This is a genomic window from Cupriavidus yeoncheonensis (genome assembly GCF_905397275.1).
Lineage (GTDB): Bacteria > Pseudomonadota > Gammaproteobacteria > Burkholderiales > Burkholderiaceae > Cupriavidus > Cupriavidus yeoncheonensis.
In genome coordinates, this window is record NZ_CAJPUY010000023.1 from 17,187 (window position 1) to 42,047 (window position 24,861).

Below are 24,861 nucleotides of genomic sequence, written 5' to 3' on the forward strand. Positions count from 1 at the left end.
TCCCACCTGTTCAGGAGATCTCCATGACGCTCGTCTTGTCCCGCCGAACCCGTGCAGCGCTTTCGGCGGCCGGCCTGCTGCTGGCTGCCGGCACGGCGCTGGCCGCCGATCTCGAGATGCCAAGGCCGCGCGGCAAGGACGAAGCCCCGGGCGCGCCGGTGGCCTGCAGGAAATCGGTGCGGGAAAAACTGCCGAATCCCGACCACTTCAAGTGGGATGGCAGCACCTATCGCAAGGTCGCCGAAGACGCCTACAGCGTGGTGGCTGATGTCGAGTACATGGGAGCCGACGGCGCCCAGCGCAAGGCCAAGGTTCAATGCGACGTGATCCGGGCGCCGGGCGACCGGTTCGTCGTGACCAAGGTCCGGCTGCCCGAATAGCGCAACGCGCGCCCCGTGCCGTTGGCGTGATGTGGGTTCAAAGGCAGATATCAGGGCGCACTGATCGCCGCATGGCACCAAATGCTAACTCAGGGGCGGCAGGTGCAAAGTCACGCCTACGCGCGACGCGTATCTTGAAATGTCCGCTTTTGACAAGGAATCGGCCATGCAAGAAGGCAAATTCACCTCGAAAATCACCTACTGGTTCGAACAAAGCGTTCTGGTGGCCGCTCAGATCCTGCTGATGGCAGTAATCCTGGCGATGGTCATCCAGCTTTGGGTCATGTTTTCCTCCGATCTCGTTGAGCGCGTTCGCAGCATCGATACCGTTCCGGAACTCATGAAGTCGGTGCAGACAGCCTTTTCCGGTGTGCTGCTCATCATTCTCGGGCTCGAGCTGATGGAAACCTTGCGCGTGTATTTCAAATCGCACCGCGTCCGGCTGGAAACCATCCTGGCCGTGGCCATCATCGCCGTCGGCCGCCACGTGATCAATCTGGATGTGGAGCACATGGCGGGCGCTTCCCTCATCGGCGTGGCCACGGTAGTGCTGGCGCTGACGGGCGGTTACTTCCTGGTTCGATTCAAGGCGCCGCCATCTACGGACTAAGGCCGGGAATTCAGGCCTGGTCTGGCTGGCAAGGAATAGGTCCGTCTCATCGCCAGCCACAGCACGCTTCTCAACCGATCGATTTCGGCACGCCAGCCACGCGCAACTCAAAGCACAAGGTTGTTCCGCTGGCGCCTTCGACCAGCCTTACCTGGCTGTGGTTGAGCTGCAGCATGCGCTGCACGATCAGCAGCCCCAGCCCGCCGCCCCGGTGCGCGCCGCCCGACGGGAACGGGCGCTGGAAGAGCGACTCGCGTAGCGCCGGCGGAATCCCGGGCCCGTTGTCGCTGACGGTCACCGCCACTTTGCCGTCCCGATAAGCCAGGTCGACTTCGACCACGCCTTCCGCGGGCGTGTGCCGGATGGCGTTGTCGAGCAGATTGGTCATGACGCGCTCGATCATGCCGAGGTCCGCCGTCACGGCCGGCAAGGCCGGGGGCAGACCCGCGCGCAGTTGCAGATGCTTGGCCTGCGCCGGCAGTGCAAACTTCTCGAGCACATCCTGGGTCAGGTCCACGATCGAGAAATCCTCCGGAGCCGGCTGCACCATGCCGTGTTCCAGCCGCGCCAGTTCGAACAGCGACTGCGCGAGGCCGCCAACCTTGACGCTTTGCGCCAGCGCGATCGCCAGGTAGCGCTGGCGCTCCTCGGGACCGAGCTTGTCGGCCTTGAGCGACAGCGTCTCCAGATAGCCGTGCAGCGACGCCAGCGGCGTGCGCAGGTCGTGCGAGATATTGGCGACCATCTCGCGGCGCTCCTGATCCTGCTGCGTCAATGTGCGCCACTGCGCTTCGATGCGATCCGCCATCTGGCGGAACGCGGTCTCCAGCGCGGCGATCTCGTCGCGCTGCTCCGGCGCCGCCACCGCGGCTTGCGGGACGCCGCCGGAATTGAACTGCCGCATCGCTTGCGTCAGCCGCCGGAGCGGCCTGGTGATCAGCGCAAAGGCGACCAGGCCCGCGACCAGGCCGAGTGCCGCCACGAGCGCCATCGACCACAGCGTGGTCCGCAACACGGAGTTCTCTGTCGCCTGCGCCGCCAGCTTGTCGTGGGTCTCGCCCATCAGCACCACGTAGATGTAGCCACCCTGCCGCAGCGGCGCCGCGCTGAAGACCTTGCGGGCCGTCGCGCTGCGCGGATCCTCGCCGAGGATGGGCAGCGCGCCGCCATCGATCAGTGCCTTCACCGGCGCCAGATCCACACGGTCCCGGATCAGGTGTCCGATCGGCGCATCGTGGCCGCGAATGCGGCCGGCATCGTCGAGCAGGTAGACTTCCACGCTCGGATTCAGGACCATCAGCTGCCCGAACAACTGGCGCAATGCCACGGGGTCAAGTGCACTCTGGTCGACCAGCAGCGCATTGCGGCCGATGTATGCCGCCAGCCCGCGCGACAAGCCCTGCACCACTTCTTTCTCGTGCATGGCATTGGAGCGGACCTGCAGCCATGCCGACGCGCCGCAACAGGCCAGCAGCAGGGCGGCGAAGACTGCGGACAGCCGCTGGGTCAGCGAAAGATTCATCATGGCTCTCCCGCGCCGCCGACCGGGCCGACCGGGCCGACAGCGCCGGGCTCGGCCGCGAACCGGTAACCGCGCCGCCACACCGTCAGGATGCGCTGCGGCTGCGCCGGGTCTGCTTCGATCTTGGTGCGCAGCCGGTTGATATGCGTGTTCACCGTATGCTCGTAGCCTTCGTGCTGGTAGCCCCACACCGCGTTGAGCAGATCCATCCGCGAAAACACCTTGCCGGGATGGCGCGCGAAGAAGTACAGCAGGTCGAACTCGCGAGGCGTCAGGTCGAGCCGCTTCCCGTCGACCGTGGCCTCGCGCGCCAGCGGATCGATCGTCAGGCCGCCAAGTTCGAGGCTGCCGGCGTCGGCGCGCACGTCCCTGGCCATCGCCTCGACGCGCCGCAGCAGCGCCTTGACGCGCGCCACCAGTTCCAGCACGGAGAATGGCTTGGCCAGGTAGTCGTCGGCACCCAGCTCCAGGCCGAGGATGCGATGCACTTCGCTGGAACGCGCGCTGGTGATGATGATCGGCGTGTAGCGCGTCATGGCGCGCGCACGCCGGCAGATCTCCAGGCCATCCACGCCGGGTAGCATCAGGTCCAGCACCAGCGCGTCCCAGCCGCCCTGTTCCAGGAGCCGCAGGCCTTCGGCACCGTCGGCGCTGTGGACGACCTCGTAGCGCTCATCGCGCAGATGCATGGCCAGCACGTTGGCGATGCCAACGTCGTCCTCGACGAGCAGAATGCGTTTGAGGTGTTCCATGAGCGGTTCGCCGGTCGATCGTCGACAGGCCAGGAGTGGTCGCCGGTAATGACACTATTGTGCAGAATTCCGGCCCACCGAGTTATCACGGATTGTTTAAGGTTTGGCGAGGACTCCGATACGGCTTCGCGCCTAGGATGCTGTCACGATCGGTTCAAACTGCATGGGAGTCCATCATGCGCATCAGCAGACGCTTTTTGTTGTCCGGCGGCGCCATGGCCGCCACGCTTGCTGCCGTGGGCGGCTGGCGCGCGCTGGCCGGCGGCACGCCCGCTGCCGGCGACACCCGCAAGGCCGCGGAGCGCTTCGAGGTCACCCTGAGCGACGAGGCATGGCGCCAGAAGTTGTCCCCGGCCCAGTACGCCGTGCTGCGCAATGAAGGCACGGAGCGGCCCTTCAGCAGCCCGCTCAACGACGAGCACCGCAACGGCATCTTTGCCTGTGCCGGTTGCCAGCTCGACTTGTTCTCTTCGAAGACCAAGTTCGACAGTGGTACCGGCTGGCCCAGCTTCTGGGCACCGCTGGAGCATGCCGTGGCCACCACCGAGGACCGCGCCTTCGGCATGCTGCGCACCGAGGTCCATTGCCGGCGCTGCGGCGGTCACCTGGGGCACGTCTTCGACGACGGACCGAAGCCGACCGGCCTGCGCTATTGCATGAACGGCGTCGCCATGACATTCCGGCCCGCCGCCTGAAGCCTCCCACGGCACACACAAGGCACCCACAAAATCATGCTGCTCCTGATCCTGGCCTATCTCGGCGGTGCGCTCACCATCCTGAGCCCATGCATCCTGCCCGTACTGCCGTTCGTGTTCGCCCGCGCCGACCAGCCCTTCGCGCGCAGCGGCCTGCCGCTGCTGGCTGGCATGGGCATGACTTTCGCGCTCGTGGCCACGCTGGCGGCCGTGGGCGGCGGCTGGGTGGCGCAGGCCAACCAGTTTGGACGCTGGCTCGCCATTGCACTGCTGACCGTGTTTGGCCTGACGCTGCTGCTGCCGCGGTTTGCCGAGCGTCTGATGCGCCCGCTGGTCAACGCCGGCAGCCGCCTGTCCAACTTCGCGCAATCCGGTGGCCGCGCGGCCAGTCCCGGATCGTCGTTCCTGCTTGGCATCGCCACCGGGCTGCTCTGGGCGCCCTGCGCCGGACCGATCCTGGGCCTCGTGCTGACTGGCGCGGCACTGCAAGGCGCCAGTCTGGGCACCACGCTACTGCTGGCGGCATATGCGGCCGGTGCGGCGACGTCGCTGGCGCTGGCCCTGCTGATCGGCGGACGCGTGTTCGCGGCCATGAAGCGTTCGCTCGATGCCGGCGAATGGATTCGCCGCGGCATCGGTGCCGCCATGCTGGCCGGCGTGGTGGCGATCGGGCTGGGTCTCGATACCGGCGTGCTGGCGCGTGTATCGACGATTGCCACGGGTGGACTGGAGCAGCACCTCGTCGACAGGCTGGCCGGCAACCATGCCGCCGAAAAGCAGGACGGCACGATGATGGCGAGCGCGAATCCGGAGAGCACGGTGCCGGGCGCCGCCAGTGGGGGCGCGATGATGATGCGCGCCGGGGGCAGGGCAGCGGCGCTGCCGGTCGAAGGCCAGTTCCCGGGACTCAACGGTGCCGTCGAATGGCTGAACTCCCCGCCGCTGACCGCCGAGGGCCTGCGCGGCAAGGTCGTGCTGGTCGACTTCTGGACATACTCCTGCATCAACTGCCTGCGCACGCTGCCCTATGTGAAGGCGTGGGCCGACAAGTACAAGGACCAGGGGCTTGTCGTTATCGGCGTCCACGCACCGGAATTCGCGTTCGAGCGCAATATCGACAACGTGAAGAAGGCCTCCCGCGATCTCGGCGTGACCTACCCGGTGGCGATCGACAACAATTTCGCCATCTGGCGCGCCTTCGGCAACCAGTACTGGCCCGCGCACTATTTCATCGACCCGCAAGGCCGTATTCGCTTCCACCATTTCGGCGAGGGTGAATACGAACGCTCCGAAGCCGTGATCCGCCAACTGCTGGAAGAGGCCGGCCACGCCGATGTGGCCAAGCGTGCGACGGCCATGCCGGCCACGTTGAACGACAAGGCCGGCAGTGGGGTGCAGATGGCGGCGGACAACGGTGCGATGCGATCGCCGGAGACCTATGTTGGCTACGAACGCGCGGAGAACTTCGGCTCGCCTGGCGGTGCGGTGCATGACCGGCCGCAGGACTACACGGCGCCCGCGAAGCCCGACCTGAACCGATGGGGCCTTGCCGGCAACTGGCGCGTCGGCGCGGAGCACGCCACGCTTGACCGGCCGAACGGACGCATCGTCTACCGCTTCCACGCACGCGACCTGCATCTCGTGCTCGGCCCGGCCCAGGACGGCAAGCCGGTCAGGTTCCGTGTGACGATCGACGGCGCCGCGCCGGGCGCGTCGCACGGCACCGATATCGCGCCGGATGGCACCGGCGAGGTCACGGCCCAGCGTCTCTACCAACTGGTGCGGCAGGACGGCGAGGTCAGGGACCGCACCTTTGCCATCGAATTCCTCGATCCCGGCGTGGAGGCCTATGCCTTCACATTCGGCTAACCCTTCGAAACCAAGGAACCTCATCATGAACGCGATTGCAGCACTGCGGCACTGGACGCGCTCCGCCACGCTCAAGCTCGTGGGCGTCGCCATGCTGGCGGCCGTTGCCACCAGTTGGGGGCAGCCCGCACTATCGGCCGAGGACGCGGTACGCATCCCCGCACCCTCGCAGGACGAGAAGCCCGGCGATGCCCACACCGCGACGGCCGTGTTTGCCGGCGGCTGCTTCTGGGGCGTCCAGGGCGTATTCCAGCACGTGCGCGGCGTAACGCGTGTGACATCAGGCTATGCCGGCGGCGCGGCCAGCACGGCGCAGTACGAGAGGGTAGGCTCAGGCACGACCGGCCACGCGGAATCCGTCGAGATCCGCTACGACCCGGCGCAAGTCAGCTACGGCAAGCTGCTGCAAGTCTTTTTCTCGGTGGCGCACAACCCGACCCAGCTCAACTACCAGGGGCCCGATCACGGCACGCAGTACCGCTCCGCGATCTTCCCGGTCACGCCTGTACAGCGCACGATTGCCGAGGCCTATATTGCCCAGCTTGGTGCAGCCAGGGTTTTCCGGGCACCCATCGTGACGCGCGTGGAGGACTACAAGGGGTTCTATCCGGCGGAAGCCTATCACCAGGACTTCCTGACGAAGAATCCGAACTATCCGTACATCGTGATCAACGACCTGCCCAAGATCGGCAACCTGAAGCAGATCTTTCCAGATCTCTATCGCAACGATCCCGTGTTGTTGACCAAATCCGGTTCCTGACACCGCAATACGGGATTCTGCCTCGTGCAAGAATCCCGCAGCGCCCGGCACAGGCACGCCACGCCCTTCTCGGACCGCCGAGGGGCTCGCCGTTTGTGGCGTTTTTCCACGTCGAATGGGTGTCAGGACTGTGATTTCTGTCGTCGTGGGTTTGGAGTCCCATCAGCCTCCTGAATGCTGGCCAAGCACTGGCACCTTGACGAGCGGCTTGCAATAATTGAAAGCGCGGTGCGAACGCCAATCGATTCACGGCGCAGAGCCGACAGGTGGCGGGTTGAGAGTTGCGCGAACCATCTGAAGCTGGAGAGAGCGGTTCCAGGGCAACACATGCCCGGCTCGGCTATGGCGCGCGCTTCCGCTTCCTTTTGGATCGTCGGAGTCGGTAGCGCTTGTCTTCCCCTCGCCAGGCAAAAATGAAGAGACTCGTCGTGTGCTTGCTCCTGGTTTTGGCGCCGCTGAGAGTGGGCGCGGCGATGCCTTACCTGTACTCGCGCAGCGCCGTTGTCTACGACATGGGGCAAGGTCGGGTCCTGCTGGAGAAGCAGGCGGACGCAGTCGCGCCAGTGGCCTCGCTGACAAAGCTGATGACTGCGATGGTGGCGCTGGACCAGCATCCGGCGCTGGACGAACCTCTGACCATCGAGCCCGCCGACGTCGATCGGATCAAGCGTTCGCCCTCCCGCCTTCCGGTCGGTACCACACTCGCACGCGGTGAGATGCTCCGCCTGGCCTTGATGGCATCGGAGAATCGATCGGCTTCTGCATTGGCGCGCTCCATTGCCGGCGGGAAGTCGATGTTCGTCGCGAAAATGAACGAGAAGGCCAGCGCGCTTGGCATGCATCACACCCGCTTTCAGGATCCGACGGGACTGTCGCCACACAATGTATCCAGCGCGCGCGACCTTCTGAGCATGGCAGACGCCGCTTCGCACTACCCGTTGATTCGCGAGTTCACAACGCTTTCAAACCACCGCGTCGAAGTGGCTCGGCGTTCGTTGCGCTATCGCAATACCCTGCTTATGCCGCGGGAGCCAGACTGGGGTATCCAGCTGTCAAAAACTGGCTTCATCAACGAAGCGGGCCACTGCATTGTATTGAAGGCCGACTTGGGAAGCGGTCCGGTGATCATCGTACTGATGGGAGCGGCGTCTAACTGGAAACGGACGGCTGATCTGATTTCGATTCGCCATTGGCTGGGAGGCAAGGAAGTGAACGGCGCCATGCAGCAGGCCGCCTACCCGGCAAAGCCGATATCTCACCATCGTGCGAAGGCGGTGGTGCATCACGGAAAAGTCAGGCAAGCTCCTTATCGGAGTCACCGTACGTGAAAAGAATGGCGGTAGCAGACCGCGGAGCCGCACGCGTGGGGAGTCCATTGCATCGGGCTTCGTCGAATCTGCGGTCAATCAGGTGGTCAGCAGGCGGTTCGTCAAACGGCAGCAGATGGCCTGGCGTGGTGACGTGGCACCGCGACTTACTGCCATGCCTGCGGATTGCCGCCCAGGCTGCTGCAGACGTCCATCGCGATCTCGCGCAGGCGCGGCTCGCTGCGCTGGCCCGAGAGCGCGTAACCGGCACCCGCGCTGGCCCAATAAAACGTGCGCCGGTCGTCCTGGCGCAGCACACGGAAGGAGGCGCGCAGGGGCGCGGCCCCGGTGATATACAGCGTGAGGCGCCCGCCCACCTGGTTCTGGTACATCAGCTGTGCCGCCGGACCGGTCGTGCCGGGCAACAGCCGCCCGCCCATCAGCGTGTAGCCGTACTCGTCCAGCGCCGGAACCGTCAGCGTGCGCCCCAGTCCGTGCGACAGCCACGCCATCAGGTGCCCCTGGTCGGTAGCAGTCACTTCCACCGGGTGGCGCGGCTCTGGCGCGTAGATCGCGTAGGCGAGGTCAGCATGGCGGGCGAAATCCCAGGGATCCGCCTCGTGCGCTGGCAGCCACGCGGCGCCGGTGCCGAGCATCGCGCCCGCGCCGACCCAGGCCAGTGCCGCCGCTGCGCGCCGCCACCACGCGCGGCGTGGCCGCACCAATACATAGCGCACATCCGTCGGCAACGGAAACAGCGACCTGAGTGCGGCGGTCTGACGCCGGTAATCCTCCACACGTGCGGCGGCTTGTGCATCGTGCGCCAGCGCGGCCAAGACCTCGGCCTGATCATGCGGCGCAAGCTCGCCATCGACCAGCGCCGAGAGCCGCTCCAGCTCCCGGCCGGTCGTCGGCGCGGTGGAACTGCGATTGTCCGTCATGGCCTCTTCCTCACGACTTTGAAAACCTGGCCCGGCTTTCAGCGTCGCCGCCGCGGAGCAGCACGCGCAGGTGCTCGCGCGCCCGCGACAGCCGCGACATCACCGTCCCCACCGGCACCCGCAAGATGGCGGCGGCTTCCTGGTAGCTCAGTTGCTCCAGTGCCACTAGCAGCAACACCTCGCGCTGCTCCAGCGGCAGGCGGTAGAGCGCGCGCTGCACATCGAGCAGTAGCAGCTCATCGACTTCCCCGTCCCGCGCTTCCAGCCGCTGCCACACAGGGTCATCGGCATCAAGTGCCAGCTCGCGGCGCTTGCGCAACTGGTCGATATAGAGGTGGCGCAGTATGGTCATCAACCAGGTGCGCGTATTGCTGTGGGCACGTAGCAGCGAGGTGCGCCCGAGAGCGCGCTCGACCGTGTCCTGCACCAGATCGTCCGCCCATGCGGCATCACCCGTCAGCGCGCGGGCATAACGGCGCAACTGCGGCAGGCAGGCGGCGAGGTCGTCGCGCAAGCTCACCGGGATGAATTCTCCGCGTGGTCGACCCCGCCCGTCAGTAGCCGCCGCGATACCCGTCGCCCGTGCCCCGGCTACTGCCACGCTGGGATTGGGCTGAGCTGCCGGGGGAAGCTGTGCCACTGTCGGTGGAGCACGCGGCCACAACCATCATGGCAAACAGCAAGCCAGAAATCAGATGCAGCACTTTCATTTCGGTCTCCAGAAGGCAGGCCGCGGAGGCAGCACTATTCCGCCTCGAAATCGGTGCTGCTCGCCTGTCAACTCTGTAAACGCGCCGCGGCGGTGCTTTATTCCGCTGTCATGGAGTTTGTTCTACGCCATGCCGCCCAAGCGTTCGCCAGTTGTCCTCGCTGAAGCCGTGACAGCGTCGAGTTGAACAATATCGAGGAAGGACTCGCCCGTCTCGGGCGAGTGCAGGACGCGTCGGGGCGGCGTAGATCCGGCAGCCGAAACGTCCTGGTGTTCCCGTACACCTGTACCTTGCATCCGACCATGACAGGCACGCTCAGCGTAGGGCCGGATGCGAAGGCCGGTGGCGAATGGCGGCGGTCACGCCGACACCTCGTCAGGTGATCGCGCCAAGCTGCCAGGGAACGAACTCGTTCTGGCCATAGCCGTGCAATTCGCTCTTTGAGCGCTGTCCCGACGCTGCCGCCAGCATGAGGCGGAAGATCTCTTCCCCAAGCGCGTCGATGGTTTGCGTGCCATCGATCACGGTGCCGCAGTTGATGTCGATATCCTCCTGCTGGCGCTGCCACAGGGCGGTATTGGTGCCGAGCTTCAGGGACGGGGCCGGCGCACAGCCATAGGCGGAGCCGCGCCCGGTGGTAAAGCAGATCAGGTTGGCGCCGCCGGCCACCTGGCCGGTCGCCGAGACCGGATCGTATCCAGGGGTGTCCATGAAGACCAGGCCGGCTGCCTCCACGCGCTCCGCATAGCCGTATACGTCGACCAGGTTGGTAGTGCCGCCCTTGGCCACGGCACCGAGTGATTTCTCCAGGATCGTGGTGAGGCCGCCCGCTTTGTTGCCCGCTGAAGGGTTGTTGTCCAGGCTGGCGTTCATGCGCGCGCAGTAGGCTTCCCACCAGCGGATCCGGTCGAGCAGCTTGTGCCCGACTTGCGGTGATACGGCACGGCGCGTCAGCAAATGCTCGGCGCCATAGATCTCCGGCGTCTCCGACAGGATGGCGGTACCCCCGTGCGCCACCAGCCGGTCGACGGCCGCGCCAAGCGCGGGATTGGCGCTGATGCCGGAATAGCCGTCGGAGCCGCCGCATTGCAGTCCGACCACCAGGTGGCTGGCATCGACGGGCTCGCGTCGGACCCGGTTGGCGTCGGGCAGCATCGCCTTGATCTGCTCGATGCCCGCCGCCACCGTACGGGCCGTGCCGCCGGTGGCCTGGATGGTCATGGTTTTCAGCGCGGCACCGCATGCCAGTCCCTCGCTGTCGAGCAGGCCGTCGATCTGGTTGGTTTCGCAGCCCAGCCCGACGATCAGCACGGCGGCAAAGTTGGGGTGGCGCGCGTAGCCCGCCAACGTGCGCCGCAGCAGCGCCAGGCCTTCGCCTTCGCCATCCACCGCGCAGCCTTGCCCGTGCGTCAGGGCCACTACGCCATCCACGTTCGGATAGTCGGCAAGAGCCTGCGGATTGATCTCGCGCCGGAAATGCTCGGCGATGGCGCGTGCCGCGGTGGCAGAGCAATTGACGGACGTCAGGATGCCGATGTAGTTGCGCGTGCCGACCCGCCCGTCGGCACGGACGATGCCCATGAATTGCGCGCGCTGCGTCGCCACCGCTGCAGGGCGCTTGCCGCTGCCGAACGCGTAGTCGCGCTCGAATTCGCCGATGGCCAGGTTGTGGGTGTGGACATGCTCGCCTGGGGCGACCGGGCGCGTGGCGAAGCCGATGACCTGCCCGTAGCGGCGCACCGGCGCGCCGGCCTCGAGTGCGCGCACTGCCAGCTTGTGCCCTGCGGGCACCAGGCCGCGTACCACCAGGCCAGCGCCGAGGCGCGTGCCTGCCACCAGCTGCGCACGCGCGATGACGACATCGTCATCCGGATGCAGCCGGATGACGGGTTCGACGGCGGTTGCCGCATCTTGTTCCAGGACGGCGCTCATGCTGCGGCCTCCAGGTCGTGCGCGCCTTGCAGCGCGGCGCATGTCGGCACGCCGTCAACCAGGCGCGGCAGCTGCCACGGGTTACTGTCGCGCAAGGCCGGTGGGAGCACGGGATCGGGATAGTTCTGGTAGCACACCGGGCGCAGGAAGCGCTCGATGGCGGCGCTGCCGACGGAGGTGCCGCGCGCATCGGTGGTAGCCGGGTAGGGGCCACCATGGACGATGGCGTCGCCGACTTCCACGCCGGTCGGGTAACCGTTGAAGAGCAGCCGGCCGACCTTGCTTTCCAAGCGCTCGATGAGCGCGGCATGGTGATGGAGGTCACCGTCATCGGCCATCAGCGTGGCCGTAAGCTGGCCGCGCATCCGTTCGGCAAAGGCCAGGAAGTCGTCTTCGGAATCCAGCGCGACGATCACCGTCGACGGGCCGAATACTTCCTCCTCCAGCGCACGATCCTCCGCAAACAGCGCGCTGCGGTCTGCCTTCAGCAGATGCCCGCCGATGCGGCCGTCCGCTTGCTTTGAAACCAGGGCTTCCACGCCGGGGACCTCGCGCAAGCCGGCCAGCCCGCGCTGGAAATTGTCCCGGATGCCGGCGCCCAGCATGGGCTGCGGCTCGGCCAGCGCCAGTGCCGTGCCGAGTTCGGAGACGAACGCATCGAATGCCGGTGAGCGGATGCCAAGCACCAAGCCCGGGCTGGTGCAGAGCTGGCCGCAGCCGAAGGTGACCGAGGCCGCCAGTTCGCGCGCAATCTGTGCGCCGCGAGCGGACAGTGCCGAGGGCATCAGGAACACCGGGTTCACGCTCGACATCTCCGCAAACACCGGAATCGGATCCGGCCTCGATTGCGCCATATCGAACAAAGCCCGGCCCGCAGCCAGCGATCCGGTAAAGCCCGCTGCCTTGATGTGCGGCGCCCGTACCAGTGCCGCCCCGGTGGCGGCGGTGCCGAACACCATGTTGAATACGCCCGCCGCTGCACCACTGCGCGCGATCGCGCGTTCGATCGCATCGGCAACGTATTCAGACGTGACCATGTGACCCGGATGCGCCTTCACCACCACCGGGCAGCCCGCTGCCAGCGCCGAAGCGGTGTCGCCACCGGCCACCGAGAATGCGAGCGGGAAATTGCCGGCGCCGAAGACCGCCACCGGACCCACGCCGACGCGGTACTGCCGCAGGTCGGGCCGCGGCAGCGGCTGGCGCGCAGGCTGCGCGCGGTCGATGCGGACATCGAGGAAGTCGCCGCGCCGTACCGTGGCCGCGAACATGCGCAGCTGATTGCTGGTGCGCTTGCGCTCGCCTTCCAGCCGCGCCGGCGGCAGGGCGGTCTCGCGGCTGGCCGCCGCGATGAACGCCTGGTCCAGCGCATCGATTTCTTCGGCGATGGTCTCCAGCAGCGCGGCGCGTTCGGCAGGGCTGGTGGCGCGGAATGCGGGGAAGGCCTGGTGCGCGGCCAGCGCGGCTGCTGCAACTTCGGCTTCGGTGGCTTCGTGGAAGCTGACCGGGTACCGTTCGCCTGTCACGGCGTCGTTGCTGTGCAGCAGGGTGCCGGCGGCACGGCGCTCGCCGCCGATGTAGTGAAGTCCGAGGATGGTCATGTGAGTTTTCCGGATGCAGGGAATACGGGACGCCGTCAGGCCGCCTCGGAGGAGCCAAGCCGCAAGGTCGAGTCGCGGCGGGTCCGTGCGCCAATGCTCATCAGCAGCAGCACGCCGACCACGCCTGCGATTGTCAGGGCCAGCATGCCCGCTTGCTGGCTATGGAATGCGGATTCGACAGCGGTCTTCAGCGTCGGCGCGATAAAGCCGCCGAGATTGCCCAGCGCACCGATCAGGGCGATGCCGCTGGCCGCGGCGGTGCCACTCAGGTAGGCGGTGGGCAGCGTCCAGAACAGCGGCTGGACCACGACAAAGCCGACGGTAGCCAGGCAGAAGGCCATCAGCACGGGCACCAGCTCGTGCCCCAGCGTCGACAGTGCGATGCCGGTGGCCGCCATGGCGAGCATGGCCATGGCGAATTCCCGTTGCTTGCCCCTGGCGTCCGCGATGCCGGTGATCAGGCGCAGGGAAATCAGCGCGCACAGCCACGGAATCGCGGTGAGCAGGCCGACCTTGGCGCCAATCGCCATGCCGGTCAGCTCGGAAATACGCGTCGGCAGGTAGAAGATGACGCCGTAGACGCTGACCTGGATGGCGAAGTAGATGGCGACGAAACGCAGCACCTGCCAGTTGCCCAGCGCGCTCAGTGCGGTTGCCGGGCCATGCGCGGTCTTCCGGTTGTCTTCCGCGGCGATAGCGGCTTCGAGCGCAGTCTTCTCGTCGGCGTTCAGCCACTTGGCATCGCGCGGCTTGCTGGCCAGGTAGAAGAAGGCGATCACGCCCACTACCGACGCCGCCAGGCCTTCGATGATGAACATCCATTGCCAGTTGCGCAGGCCCAGCTGGCCACCCATCACATCGAGCAGCAGTCCCGAGACCGGCCCGCCCAGTACCAGTGCCACCGGCAAGCCGAAGTAGTAGACACCAAGTGCCTTGCCGCGCTGGCTGGCAGGGAACCAGTAGGTGGAGTACAGGATCACGCCCGGCGAGAATCCCGCTTCGGCGACGCCAAGGATAAAGCGCAGCACGTAGAACGAGGTCTCGTCGTGCGCGAACATCATGGCCGCCGACGCCAGCCCCCAGGTGACCATGATGCGGCTGAGCCAGACCCTGGCGCCGACCCGGTGCAGGATCAGGTTGCTGGGGATTTCGAAAACGGCATAGCCGATGAAGAAGATGCCGGCGCCAAGCGCATAGGCCGCATTGCCGATATTGGCATCGACCATCAGGGCTTGCTTGACGAAGCCGACGTTGGAGCGGTCGAGCATCGACAGCGCGAACATCAGTGCCAGGAAAGGCGCGAGGCGCAGGCGTGCCTTGCTTACCGCGCTTGCGAGCGGATCGTGGTTGGCAGCTTGAGTCTGCATGGGTTGTCTCCGGTACGAAGCCGCGCGTCGCGGCCTCATGTGATGGATTGCGGCATCCCCGTCTTTTGCTCGCGCGAGGGTGGCTGCGGTGTTCAGGGTGGGGCGCCGTGGCGCCCGCTCAGAGATCGTCGTTCAGAAAGTGGTGTGGCCGCGTGCGGCCAGGTTGGCCATGAGGGCGCGTACGCCGAACGTCCACGGAGCGATACGGTCGCTTCGGCCCACGCGGTTGACCAGGCTGCCGAGCTGGCGGCTGGAGATGGTGACGAGATCGCCATCCTTGTGCGTGAAACCGCCGCCCGCGCTGTCGCGGTCTTCCGCTGGCGCGAACAGCGTACCAAGGAACAGCATGGCGCCATCGGGATACTGGTGGGTCGTGCCCATGGCCTGCCCGGCCAGCTCCAGCGGGTCGCGCGTGATCTGGTCCATCGAGCTGGTGCCGGACAACACGAAGCCGTCCGGGCCATCGACGCGCAGGTTCACCGTTGCCCGCCGCACGTCGTCCAGCGAGAAGCTCTGGTCGAACAGGCGCAGGAACGGACCGATCGCGCAGGAGCCGTTATTGTCCTTGGCCTTGCCCAGCAGCAGCGCACTGCGGCCCTCGAAATCGCGCAGGTTGACGTCGTTACCCAGCGTGGCACCGAGCACTTCACCGCGGCTGTTGAGGGCCAGCACGATCTCGGGTTCCGGATTGTTCCATGCGGAGCCGGGATGGAGGCCGATTTCCGTACCGGTGCCCAGCGCCGAAAGCAGCGGTGCCTTGGTGAAGATCTCGGCGTCCGGGCCGATGCCTACCTCGAGATATTGAGACCACATGCCATGCTCGATCAGCAAGGCCTTGAGTTCGCCCGCCTCGCGGGAACCCGGCCGGATCCGGGACAGGCGCTCGCCCACCAGCGCCTGGATCCTGCTGCGGACCTCGGCGGCGCCTTGCGGGTCGCCCTTGGTCTGCTCCTCGATGACGCGCTCGACCAGGCTGCCGGCGAAGGTTACGCCTGCCGCCTTGATCACCTGCAGGTCGCATGGTGCCAGCAAGCGGGCCAGACCGTCGCCGCCACGGGGATCGGCCGTGTTGACCAGCAGGTCGTCGAGCTTGCCAATCCAGCGCCCGGGCGCATGGCGCACCACCTTGAGCGGGTCGTCCTGTTCGAGCAGGGTGCTCATGGTCGGGGCGACATCGGAAATGTCGAATACACCATCCGGCCGCAGGACCACGACGGCCGGGCCTGCCGGAACGCCGTCACCGGCCGGAATCCATGCGCGGCCGACCAGCGTCCCCGCCAGCCCGTCGGCAGGAAGCGTTTGCGTAGCGCTGAGCGTGAGCGGCAATGCCATCGATTGTCTCCACCTGATGTTGTTGTCATGAGCGCCGCGACTACCCGCAGCGTTGGTGGAACTCTACGTGGCAGTCCGATAAACATCCAATCGATTATTGGGTAGAATTCATTCCGTTTAGTTATCGATTCAGCCGGGTTTACCCCGCTCATGGCCAGACAAACTGCTTCCGCCCCTTCCGCCGTGCTCGCAAAGCTGCGCTTCCGGCATCTTCAGCTGTTGGATGTGCTGGGACGCAGCCGCAATTTGCGCATCGCGGCCGAGCAACTGCACATCACCCAGCCGGCTGCCACGAAGATATTGAGCGACATTGAAGACACCCTGCAGGCCAGGCTGTTCGATCGCTTGCCAAGGGATATGCGCCCGACGGAATTGGGCGAGTTCGCGCTGCGCTACGCGTCGACGGCGCTGGCCGAACTCGGCAAGTTTGTGAGTGAACTGGAAGCGCTGCGGGCCGGCGGGCACGGCCACCTCACCGTTGGCGCGATTTCGGCGTCGGCGGCGCAAGTGGTGACCACGGCGATCCGCGAAATCCTGCAGCAGCGCCCGCGGCTGGTCGTCAAGCTGATCGAGCAGAGCAGTGACCAGCTCGCCGTCTGGCTGGAAGACCGGAAGCTGGACATCATGGTCGGGCGCCTGACCGAGCCACGCCACCAGGCGATCTTCGATTTCGAGGCCCTGTCACCAGAGCCGGTCTGGGTCGTCTGCCGGCCGGGACATCCCTTGCTGGACAGGCCCAGGCTGGAAATTGCCGACATCGGCGCATGGCCGTGGATCCTTTATCCGCAGCTCACCGCCATCCGGCAACTGTTCGATGAAACCATTGCGGCGGCGGGCATCCAGGGCCTGGTCGGCATGGTGGAAACACCGTCAATCTTTTCCACGCTGGAACTGCTGCAGGCGACGGATATGCTTTCGCTGCAGCCGCGCGCCGTGGTCGAGCGCTTCGTCGCGGAAGGCATGCTGGCGCAGGTGCCCGTGCCGATCCGGCGCGCCATGTCGAGCTACGGCATTGTCACCCGCAAGAATGAGTTGCCGTCGGAGGCCATGCTGCAGTTCATGGCGGCGCTACGGGCGGCGGTCAGGTGAGACAGGGCGGGAGTCAGCGATAACGGGCGGCCCCGATGGGCTGCCCGTAGATCTGTCGTCCCCGGCGGATGGCCCTGGCTTGCACCAACAGCAAATAGGCGAGGACGCAATGGAGGATCGTGGGCCACACCGGCCATTCAGAAGTGTTCGTTTAGAATCAGGCGCATTCCCTAAAACGCGCCGCTGATCCTGACAGCACCATGAGCAAGAGGCTTACCAGTATCGACATTGCCCGCCTCGCGGGCGTGTCCCAGACCACTGTTTCCCGTGTTCTCCAAGATCTGCCGTCAGTAAAACCGGAAACCAAGGCTCGGGTCCTCAAGGTCATACAGGATCATGAATACTCCCCCAGTGCCGCAGCTCGCCAGATGAAAACCAGGCGCAGCGGCACGGTCGCGGTCGTCGTCGCAAGCCTGTCTAATCCGCTATACCCATTGCTGCTTCAGCTATTGGTGGAGCGCCTCGCGAGCCGCGGCTTCCGCACGACGGTTTGGGAACTGGACGGCGTCATGGACGATGCAACGGTGCGCGCGCTGGCGGAGAGTGCGACCGACGGCGTCATTTTTGCCGCCGCGCTCGATGAATCCAGAGAGCTGCTGACCAGGGTGGCGGCAGAAAAGCCGATCATCCTGATCAACCGATCCGTCGGTACCAATCTCTTCGATACGATTGTCAGCGACAACTACGCCGGTGGCCGACGCGTCTCAGAGTACTTCCTGACCGCGGGACGCAAGCATATCGGATTGATTTCCGCAAAATCGAGCAAGAGTTCGAGAGCCAGCACGATTCGCGAACGCGAACGAGGGTTCATGGAAGGGCTCGGGGATGTGGCACTTGGACCGGCTTTCACACGTGCCGACGCGGCGGACTTCGGCTATGAATTCGGTTTCGACGCCATGCAGACGTTGCTGACCGACAGCCCCGAAGTGGACAGCGTGTTCTGCACCAATGACATCGTGGCAATCGGCGCACTGGATGCCGCCAAACGCTGCGGGCGGTCGGTGCCCGATGACATGTGGATCGTGGGTTATGACGATATTCCCATGGCCCGGTGGGAATGCATCGGGCTGAGCACCGTTCAGCAACCGCTGCCGGCGATGGTGGGGCAGGTGGTCGAGCGACTTGAGCGTCGCATGGCGGATCCCCTTCTGGCCCCGCAGACCTTTGTGATGCCGAACGACCTGGTGCTGCGCCGCACAACATCTTGAGATTGATTCCGCAAAGCATCCGCCTATAATGACTACGTAACCATTCGTGCTGATGCGGTTGGCTCGCGCCCACCGCAAATTTTTGGGGGAAAAATGACTACGTATTCATTCGAGGCCATTGCCGAGCCACCGCGCTCGACGCCGGTGGTCCGGACGGCAGATATCTGCGTGGTGGGCGGGGGCGCCGCCGGTGTGGCGGCAGCCATATCGGCAGCCCGTGCCGGTGCAAAGGTGCTGCTGCTGGAACGCGAGGGCTTCCTCGGCGGCACCTTGACCTCAGTCAGCCTGGGCAGCATCTGCGGTCTATATGCGGTCACGGAGTCGGAAGTCCGCCAGATCGTCGGCGGCTTCTGCAATGAGGTCATCGAACGCCTGCATGCTCTCGACGGGGTGGGCGAGCCAACGCGGTGGCTGGAGACGGCCTCGTTGCCGTATGACCTCTTCGCGATGAAGGTCGTGCTCGACCAACTCATCCGGGACGCCAGGGTCGAGGTGCTGTTTCATTCGATGGTCGTGGGTGTGGCCATGGATGGCCCGGACGTCGATGCCGTGCTCATCGAAACCAAGCAAGGCCGCCTGGCGATCCGGGCCCGTGCATTCCTGGACTGCTCGGGCGATGCGGATGTCGTGAAGTTCGCCGGAGCACCGTTCGAAATCTCCACGGGTGATCTGCAGTTCCCGACCACAATGGTGCGCTTTGGCGGTGTCGATACCACGGTGCTCGGCAATCTGAGCCGGGCGGCGTTGCGCGAGTGTCTGGAACGCGCCGTGGAAGACGGCTACGACCTGCCCCGAACGGCCGGCGGTGTATTCGCGGAGCGGCCGGGTCTGGCGCATCTGAATATCACGAAGGTCGCGGTGGATGGCAAGTCTCCTGATCCGTTCGACGTCAGCGTGATGTCGCGGGCGGAGTTGGCCGGGCGGGAACAGGTTTGCCTGTATCTGCAGGCGTTCCGCAAATTCGTACCGGGCTTTGAATCGGCGTTCGTGATGGATACCGGCGCCGTGATCGGCGTGCGCGAGAGCCGGCGCACGGTCGGCAGCTATGTCCTGACCGATCAGGACGTGCTCGAAGGCGCGCGGTTCTCCGACGCTATTGCCTGCTGCGCCTGGCCAATGGAAGACCACGCGGCGGGCCGTGCCACCAAATGGATCTGGTTGCAGCCGGGCACGTACTTCCAGATTCCGCTGCGCTCGCTGACGCTTCCCGGCTTCGACAACCTGATGGTGGCGGGCCGCTGCGCATCGGCCACGCATGGCGCGCAGGCGTCGATCCGCGTCACCGCGCAGTGCTTTGCGATGGGCGAGGCGGCGGGCCATGCGGCTGCAGCCGCCGTGACGCGGCAATGCAGCGTGCACAGCGTTCCCGTCACCGACATCCGGCAGGCCCTGGCCCGCAACGGCGCATTCCTTGGAGACGCGCAATGACTTCACAGAAATACCGTAGCAATTTCGTCCCCGGCACGACGCGCTGGGCGCTGCGCAAGGCGCAATGGCAGGCGCTTGGCCTCAGCGACGCGGACATGGAGAAGCCGAAGATTGCCGTGGTCAACACGTCGTCGGAACTGTCGAGCTGTTTCAGTCACCTCGATGGAGTGGCCGTGCAGGTGAAGGCGGCGATCCGCGCGGCCGGTGGCGTGCCGTTCGAAGTGCGCACCGCCGCGCCGAGCGATTTCATCACCAGTGCGGGCAAGCAGGGGCGCTACATCCTGCCGTCGCGCGACCTGATCGTCAACGACATCGAAGTGCAGGTCGAGGGTGCGCAACTAGACGGCATGGTTTGCCTGGCATCGTGCGACAAGACCACCCCCGGCCAGATGATGGCCGCGGCGCGGCTGAACATTCCGACGATCGTCGTGATCTGCGGCTACCAGGCCAGCGGCCAATACAAGGGCGAGCATGTCGATATCGAGGACGTGTTCGAGAAGGTCGGGATGCATGTGACCGGGCAACTCTCGTTCGAGGATCTCGACGGCATGTGCAAGCGCGCGGTGCGCAGCCCGGGCGTTTGCGCCGGGTTGGGCACGGCCAACTCGATGCACATCGTCTGCGAGGCACTGGGCCTGACCCTGCCGGGCGCGAGCCCGGTGCTGGCGAATTCGCCGGCGATGGTGGAGCAGGCCAGGGCTGCGGGGGCGCGCATCGTCGAAATGGTCGAGGCAGGCCTGACCCCGCGCAGCATCCTGACCCCGGGGGCGTTCCGCAATGCCGTCAGGGTTGCGCTTGCGCTGTCCACGTCGATCAACGTTCTGCGCCATCTGCAGGGCGTTGCCGAGGAGGCGGGCACCGATGTCGATCTCTATGACCTGTTCGACCGCCTTGGGCGCGAAGTGCCGCTGCTGGCCACCGTCAAGCCAAATGGCCCCCATCGCACGGAAGAACTGGAAGCGGCGGGTGGCACACTGGCCACCATCAAGCGCCTGGCGCCGATGATCGAGCAGGATTGCCTGACCGTGTCCGGCAAGACCTGGAGTGCGATTCTGGATGCTTATGAGGCCCCGTCGCCATCCATCCTGCATACGCTCGACGATCCCGTTTCGACCAAACCGTCCCTGGTCATCCTGAAGGGATCGCTGGCGCCCGAGGGCAGTATCCTGAAACTAGGCAACGCTGGCGAAAAGGCGGAGCGCTTCCGTGGCAAGGCCATGGTGTTCCACTCGCAGGAGGAAGCCATTGCTGCGCTGGCGGACGGCAAGATCACCGCCGGCACCGTGGCCTGCCTGCGCGGCATGGGCCCGATTGGCGGGCCGGGCGTAGCACTGGCTTCATCGTTCGTTGCAGCGGTGGAAGGCGCCGGGTTCAACGGCAAGGTGGCGGTCGTGACCGATGGCCAGTTGTCGGGCCTCAATCGCGGCGTGGCGGTCGGTCAGGTCTGCCCGGAAGCCGCCGCGGGAGGGCCGCTCGCGCTGGTTCAGGATGGCGACGATATCGAAATCGATATTCCCGGCCGGCAGATCAACCTGCTTGTCGATGAGCGCGAGATGGCCGCGCGGCAGGCCCGGGCGGTGCCGATCCTGGGCGCCACGGAGCAGGGCTGGCTGAACATCTATAGCAAGACAGTGAAGCCGCTGGCTCGTGGTGCGGTACTGATCCCGATCCATCCCCGTTGAAGATTATCTGGAGGAGACATGAAAGCAATTTTCAGAATTACCTGGCGTGCGGCCATCGTTGCTGCAATGCTGGCGTCCGGCATGGCCACGGCAGCGTACCCGGACAAGCCGGTACGTATCGTTGTGCCATACCCGCCCGGCGGCGCATCCGATACCACTGCACGGGTGCTGAGCGAAAAGCTCAAGGAAGTCACCGGCGGCACCTTCGTGGTGGAAAACCGGCCTGGCGCGAACGGCAATATCGCTGCGGAAATGGTGGCGAAATCGCCGGCGGACGGCTACACGCTGCTGATGGCGAACGTCGGTCCGAACGCGATCAGCCAGGCCATCTATCCGCACCTGAACTACGACGTCAACAAGAGCTTTGCGCCGATCGGCCAGACCACCACGGTGCCGATCGTGCTGGTTGCCGGCCCGAAGGTCAAGGCGACGGACATCAAGGGCCTCGTGGCCGAAGTCAAGGCCAACCCCGGCAAGTACACCTTTGCCTCCGCCGGCAATGGTTCGTCGAACCACCTCGTTGGTGAAATGTTCAAGTCGGGCCTGAAGCTCGACATGATGCATGTCCCGTACAAGGGGGACGGCCCGGCGATGACGGACGTGATGGCCGGTCAGGTCTCAATGATGTTCACCACGGCGGTTGCCGCGCGTCCGTACATTACGGGGGGCAAGCTCAGGCTGATTGCAGTGGCCAGCAAGAAGCGCGTGCCGGCATTTCCGAGTGCGCCAACCATTAGCGAGACGGTGCTGCAGGGCTTTGATGCCTCCTCCTGGGGTGGTCTTGTTGCCCCGGCGGGAACCTCTCCGGAAGTTGTCAGGCAGCTCAACGCCGCGCTGGTCAAGGTGCTGGCCATGCCTGACGTGAAGGACAAGCTCGCGACCCTCGGTGCGGAAGTTGTAGTCAGCAAGCCCGAAGAGTTTGCCGGCTATATCAGGAGCGAAACAGATAAGTGGGGTGCGGTCGCGAAGGCGGCCAATGTCGTGGCCGAATAAACGCGATAGGGCAGCGCGCTGGATGGGCGGTGAGCGGCGGTACGCTGTTCACCGCATTCTTGCATCAGCGCCGGAATGACATTAGCGCGATGGCGACTCCAATTGGACGTCGGCCGTTGGAGCCTCTTCACCCTGCGACGATGGCTGACCCAGCTACACTGCACTCGATCTAGCCAGCGGTGCTGAAGCCTAGTGCCGGCACGCCCGGGCACGGTGGGTCGAGTCGAACGCGAGCGGGACGGCACCCGATCAGCCCTTACTGCATGTGCTGCCCGCCGTTGATGGCGATATTGGACCCGGTCACGTAGGCCGCTTCTTCCGAGCAAAGGTAGGCAACCAGAGCTGCGACTTCTTCCGGTTTTCCGACGCGGCCGACTGGAATTTGCGGCAGGATCTTGGTCTCCATGATTTCCTTGGGCACGGCGTTGACCATCTTGGTGGCAAGGTAGCCTGGAGAAACGGTGTTGACCGTCACACCCTTCCTTGCCACTTCCAGCGCCAGCGACTTGGTGAAGCCGTGCATCCCGGCCTTGGCGGCCGCATAGTTGGTCTGGCCGAAGGCGCCCTTGGATGCGTTGACCGACGAGATATTGATGATGCGTCCCCAGCCGCGTTCGACCATGCCTTCGCAAAGCGGCTTGGTGAGATTGAATACCGAGTCGAGATTGGTCCGCATGACGGCATCCCAGTTCGGCTTGTCCATCTTCTTGAAGGCCATGTCGCGGGTAATGCCGGCGTTGTTCACCAGGATATCCACGCGACCTACGTCAGCCAGGATCCGCGCCGCGCAAGCCTGGCAGGCATCGTAGTCGGATACGTCAACCTCGTAGGCACGCATCTCGCGGCCAGTGGCGGCCATCGCGGCAAGCCAGTCCCGAGCGTTGGCATTGCCCGGCGAGTGCGTCACCACCACGGCATAGCCTGCGTCGTGCAACCTGATGCTGATGGCTTCTCCCAGCCCGCCCATACCACCTGTTATTAGTGCGATTTTCTTTGTCATCCTGCTTGCTTCATGCTCGTAAAGTTGAAAGACCCCTGCCTTGCCGGGAAGGGCTCTTGCCCTGGTTGCCCCGAGCAAGCCCATTGCCCTCCCGCGGGAAAAGCGAAACCGAACCGGGCCGGATGAATTCCGGTCCCGGTTTTGATGCTTATGCGGGAAAGTTGGCGTCGCGGTGCGGCAAGCCAGGAGGGTTGATGCCCCTGGCCTGCAAGCCTGCGATCTCTGTTCGGCGCGCTGGCCTGGCCTGCATTGCCAGCGCTATGCCGTTACTGCTTGGAAGCGCGGGGCGCTGCCTGCTGTGCCGCGCCGGAGGCGGCTGCGGCCGTCGTGGCAAAGTTGGCCTTGGCGATTTCAGCCGTCTGCTTTGCCGCGTTCTGGAACGACTGATAGGTGCTGCTGGCGGCTGCTACGCTCGATTGCAGCAGCGCGGTGATCGCTTCGGAACCGGCCGGCGCGCTCTTCACGAAGGTGTCGACAAAGGCTTGCGCATTGCGGTTGTGCTGCTCGTACTGGGCCTCGACTGCCTTGCTCAGTTCCGCCTGGGTGCTCGATGCGATCTCGTACACATGGCGTGCATACGCAACCGCCTTCTCCGCGGCAGGCTGGGCCGGATTGCCCTTCACGGCGAGCACTTCACGCAGGTCCTTTCCGGCCAGCACCGCTTCGACATTGTCCTGCCCGTCAGCAAGCGCCGTCCTGACGGCTTGCAGATTCAGCTCGGTCAATTTCTGGAAGCCGTCAAACGCCAAGTTCGTCAGCGCGAACAGATGGCGTAGATTGGCATTTTGCGCTGCAGCAAACTGATCCGGCATAAAAGGGGACATGCGTAATCTCCTGTGGATTGATGAACCGGGCGCTTGAAAAATATGATGCAAAGGGCGCACGGCAAGGTGCGAATTCCAGATTGGCAGCGCCGCCAATCCTGTGGCGCACCATCCGAGTGCAAATTCTAGAGTGTTTCTTCTAATTCGATCCCTAGGTACATACCCAAAAAGTCTTTAAACACAGACAACAAAAGTGCTGTAACAGTCATATTTATTACATATGCTTACGCAGAAATGTTGCGGTGCGAAGTGAATGTGGGCGCTCATCACGCTGGCAGGCCCGGCTACGCGCAATTGACGAAACATCGGGGCGTGCAATCAAGCTAGACGCGTGTGGCTCGCGTTCTTCGGCGTGGCAGTTCTCCACGGTGGCAAACGAACTGCCACTGACCGCGTTTCATCTCAGCAACGGGGTCGCGCGGTTCTCGCCGCGCAGGTCGACGCATCGGCTTCCCCCTGTTGAGGAAAGCACATCCAACTACTGGCTTCTAGTCAGTTGCGAATATAGGAAGTTGCCCGACACCGTGATTTGGTTTTTCGATCTAAAACACGAACATGGCAACACTTGAAAGAGGTGAGCAGATGTCGACAAAGATTATCCGGGTCCTGCTGACGGAGGAATCACGGTGGGCCGTAGAAGCTGACGACACCCTTGGCACACGCGTCATTTATCCATCCCGCGGCGCAGCCATTGCTGCGGGTGTGCGCATGGCCATGGCGGAGGATGCGGCTCTGCTGATCCATGGCGTCGATGAAGAGCCAAGCGCTCTTGATTTTAGCGACTGCATTACGCCGTTAGCCTTTTAATCGTTGCCCAAGGCAGGGTGTAGCAGGCATGCCCGCAAGCATCAAGGCGGGC

Annotated in this window: 23 protein-coding genes; 12 read left to right on the forward strand and 11 right to left on the reverse strand. The window is 64.9% G+C overall.

Features of this window, described 5'->3' with window-relative positions:
* Positions 1-23: 23 nt before the first annotated feature.
* Together KHO22_RS25965 and KHO22_RS25970 are read left to right on the forward strand one after the other, a co-directional pair.
* On the forward strand, positions 24-380 hold the full coding sequence (locus KHO22_RS25965; RefSeq protein WP_211950044.1) for a DUF2880 domain-containing protein: 357 nt from the start codon (positions 24-26) through the stop codon (positions 378-380).
* A 166-nt stretch (positions 381-546) separates the two neighbouring features.
* Entirely contained in the window at positions 547-990 is a 444-nt protein-coding gene (locus tag KHO22_RS25970) for a phosphate-starvation-inducible PsiE family protein (RefSeq protein ID WP_211950045.1), read from the forward strand.
* 70 nt (positions 991-1,060) lie between these two features.
* On the opposite strand, the gene KHO22_RS25975 is transcribed toward KHO22_RS25970, so the two are convergent.
* On the reverse strand, positions 1,061-2,512 hold the full coding sequence (locus KHO22_RS25975) for a sensor histidine kinase (protein WP_211950121.1): 1,452 nt from the start codon (positions 2,510-2,512) through the stop codon (positions 1,061-1,063).
* Positions 2,512-3,264, reverse strand: coding sequence for a response regulator transcription factor (locus KHO22_RS25980; protein WP_211950046.1), 753 nt, complete (start codon positions 3,262-3,264; stop codon positions 2,512-2,514). The genes KHO22_RS25975 and KHO22_RS25980 overlap by 1 nt, the downstream gene beginning before the upstream one ends.
* Before the next feature lie 176 nt (positions 3,265-3,440).
* Between KHO22_RS25980 and msrB the strand changes: the two genes are divergently transcribed.
* The 4 genes from msrB to KHO22_RS26000 all read left to right on the forward strand — a co-directional run bounded on the left by msrB (position 3,441) and on the right by KHO22_RS26000 (position 7,916).
* Positions 3,441-3,959, forward strand: coding sequence for a peptide-methionine (R)-S-oxide reductase MsrB (gene msrB / locus KHO22_RS25985; protein WP_211950047.1), 519 nt, complete (start codon positions 3,441-3,443; stop codon positions 3,957-3,959).
* Between the two features lie 36 nt (positions 3,960-3,995).
* Complete coding sequence (locus KHO22_RS25990) at positions 3,996-5,828, forward strand: cytochrome c biogenesis protein DipZ (RefSeq protein ID WP_211950048.1); 1,833 nt, start codon at positions 3,996-3,998, stop codon at positions 5,826-5,828.
* A gap of 25 nt (positions 5,829-5,853) precedes the next feature.
* Entirely contained in the window at positions 5,854-6,588 is a 735-nt protein-coding gene (gene msrA, locus KHO22_RS25995; RefSeq protein ID WP_211950049.1) for a peptide-methionine (S)-S-oxide reductase MsrA, read from the forward strand.
* A 413-nt stretch (positions 6,589-7,001) separates the two neighbouring features.
* On the forward strand, positions 7,002-7,916 hold the full coding sequence (locus tag KHO22_RS26000; protein ID WP_211950050.1) for a serine hydrolase: 915 nt from the start codon (positions 7,002-7,004) through the stop codon (positions 7,914-7,916).
* 146 nt (positions 7,917-8,062) lie between these two features.
* On the opposite strand, the gene KHO22_RS26005 is transcribed toward KHO22_RS26000, so the two are convergent.
* The 7 genes from KHO22_RS26005 to KHO22_RS26035 all read right to left on the reverse strand — a co-directional run bounded on the left by KHO22_RS26005 (position 8,063) and on the right by KHO22_RS26035 (position 15,778).
* On the reverse strand, positions 8,063-8,836 hold the full coding sequence (locus KHO22_RS26005) for an anti-sigma factor family protein (protein WP_211950051.1): 774 nt from the start codon (positions 8,834-8,836) through the stop codon (positions 8,063-8,065).
* 10 nt (positions 8,837-8,846) lie between these two features.
* Complete coding sequence (locus KHO22_RS26010; protein WP_211950052.1) at positions 8,847-9,356, reverse strand: sigma-70 family RNA polymerase sigma factor; 510 nt, start codon at positions 9,354-9,356, stop codon at positions 8,847-8,849.
* 34 nt (positions 9,357-9,390) lie between these two features.
* The gene (locus KHO22_RS26015) at positions 9,391-9,546 is read right to left on the reverse strand and encodes a hypothetical protein (RefSeq protein WP_211950053.1); all 156 of its coding nucleotides are present in this window, start codon (positions 9,544-9,546) and stop codon (positions 9,391-9,393) included.
* 375 nt (positions 9,547-9,921) lie between these two features.
* The gene (locus KHO22_RS26020) at positions 9,922-11,478 is read right to left on the reverse strand and encodes a UxaA family hydrolase (protein ID WP_211950054.1); all 1,557 of its coding nucleotides are present in this window, start codon (positions 11,476-11,478) and stop codon (positions 9,922-9,924) included.
* Positions 11,475-13,079: an aldehyde dehydrogenase (NADP(+)) gene (locus tag KHO22_RS26025; RefSeq protein WP_211950055.1), complete on the reverse strand. Its 1,605-nt coding sequence runs from the start codon at positions 13,077-13,079 to the stop codon at positions 11,475-11,477. Before KHO22_RS26025 ends, KHO22_RS26020 begins: the two co-directional genes overlap by 4 nt.
* A 35-nt stretch (positions 13,080-13,114) precedes the next feature.
* Positions 13,115-14,446 carry an MFS transporter gene (locus KHO22_RS26030; RefSeq protein ID WP_211950056.1) on the reverse strand — a complete coding sequence of 444 codons (1,332 nt, stop codon included), beginning with the start codon at positions 14,444-14,446 and terminating at the stop codon, positions 13,115-13,117.
* A 132-nt stretch (positions 14,447-14,578) separates the two neighbouring features.
* Complete coding sequence (locus tag KHO22_RS26035) at positions 14,579-15,778, reverse strand: fumarylacetoacetate hydrolase family protein (RefSeq protein WP_211950057.1); 1,200 nt, start codon at positions 15,776-15,778, stop codon at positions 14,579-14,581.
* A 150-nt stretch (positions 15,779-15,928) separates the two neighbouring features.
* Between KHO22_RS26035 and KHO22_RS26040 the strand changes: the two genes are divergently transcribed.
* The 5 genes from KHO22_RS26040 (at position 15,929) to KHO22_RS26060 (ending at position 22,178) form a co-directional block, all read left to right on the forward strand.
* Positions 15,929-16,867, forward strand: coding sequence for a LysR substrate-binding domain-containing protein (locus KHO22_RS26040; RefSeq protein ID WP_211950058.1), 939 nt, complete (start codon positions 15,929-15,931; stop codon positions 16,865-16,867).
* A 200-nt stretch (positions 16,868-17,067) separates the two neighbouring features.
* Positions 17,068-18,075, forward strand: a complete 1,008-nt coding sequence (locus KHO22_RS26045; RefSeq protein WP_211950059.1) for a LacI family DNA-binding transcriptional regulator — start codon at positions 17,068-17,070, stop codon at positions 18,073-18,075.
* A 93-nt stretch (positions 18,076-18,168) separates the two neighbouring features.
* On the forward strand, positions 18,169-19,503 hold the full coding sequence (locus tag KHO22_RS26050) for an FAD-dependent oxidoreductase (protein ID WP_211950060.1): 1,335 nt from the start codon (positions 18,169-18,171) through the stop codon (positions 19,501-19,503).
* Entirely contained in the window at positions 19,500-21,185 is a 1,686-nt protein-coding gene (gene ilvD, locus KHO22_RS26055; protein WP_211950061.1) for a dihydroxy-acid dehydratase, read from the forward strand. Before KHO22_RS26050 ends, ilvD begins: the two co-directional genes overlap by 4 nt.
* An 18-nt stretch (positions 21,186-21,203) precedes the next feature.
* Positions 21,204-22,178, forward strand: a complete 975-nt coding sequence (locus tag KHO22_RS26060) for a Bug family tripartite tricarboxylate transporter substrate binding protein (protein ID WP_211950062.1) — start codon at positions 21,204-21,206, stop codon at positions 22,176-22,178.
* Between the two features lie 256 nt (positions 22,179-22,434).
* Here KHO22_RS26060 and phbB read toward each other — a convergent pair whose 3' ends face one another.
* Both phbB and phaP3 read right to left on the reverse strand, forming a co-directional pair.
* Positions 22,435-23,178 (reverse strand): acetoacetyl-CoA reductase, encoded by a 744-nt coding sequence (gene phbB / locus KHO22_RS26065; protein ID WP_211950122.1) that lies wholly within the window; start codon positions 23,176-23,178, stop codon positions 22,435-22,437.
* A 266-nt stretch (positions 23,179-23,444) separates the two neighbouring features.
* A complete protein-coding gene (phaP3, locus tag KHO22_RS26070; protein WP_211950123.1) occupies positions 23,445-24,002 on the reverse strand; it encodes a TIGR01841 family phasin PhaP3 in 558 nt (185 codons plus the stop codon).
* Positions 24,003-24,557: 555 nt separating this feature from the next.
* Between phaP3 and KHO22_RS26075 the strand changes: the two genes are divergently transcribed.
* Positions 24,558-24,809: a DUF2188 domain-containing protein gene (locus tag KHO22_RS26075; protein WP_230427027.1), complete on the forward strand. Its 252-nt coding sequence runs from the start codon at positions 24,558-24,560 to the stop codon at positions 24,807-24,809.
* Positions 24,810-24,861 lie beyond the last annotated feature (52 nt).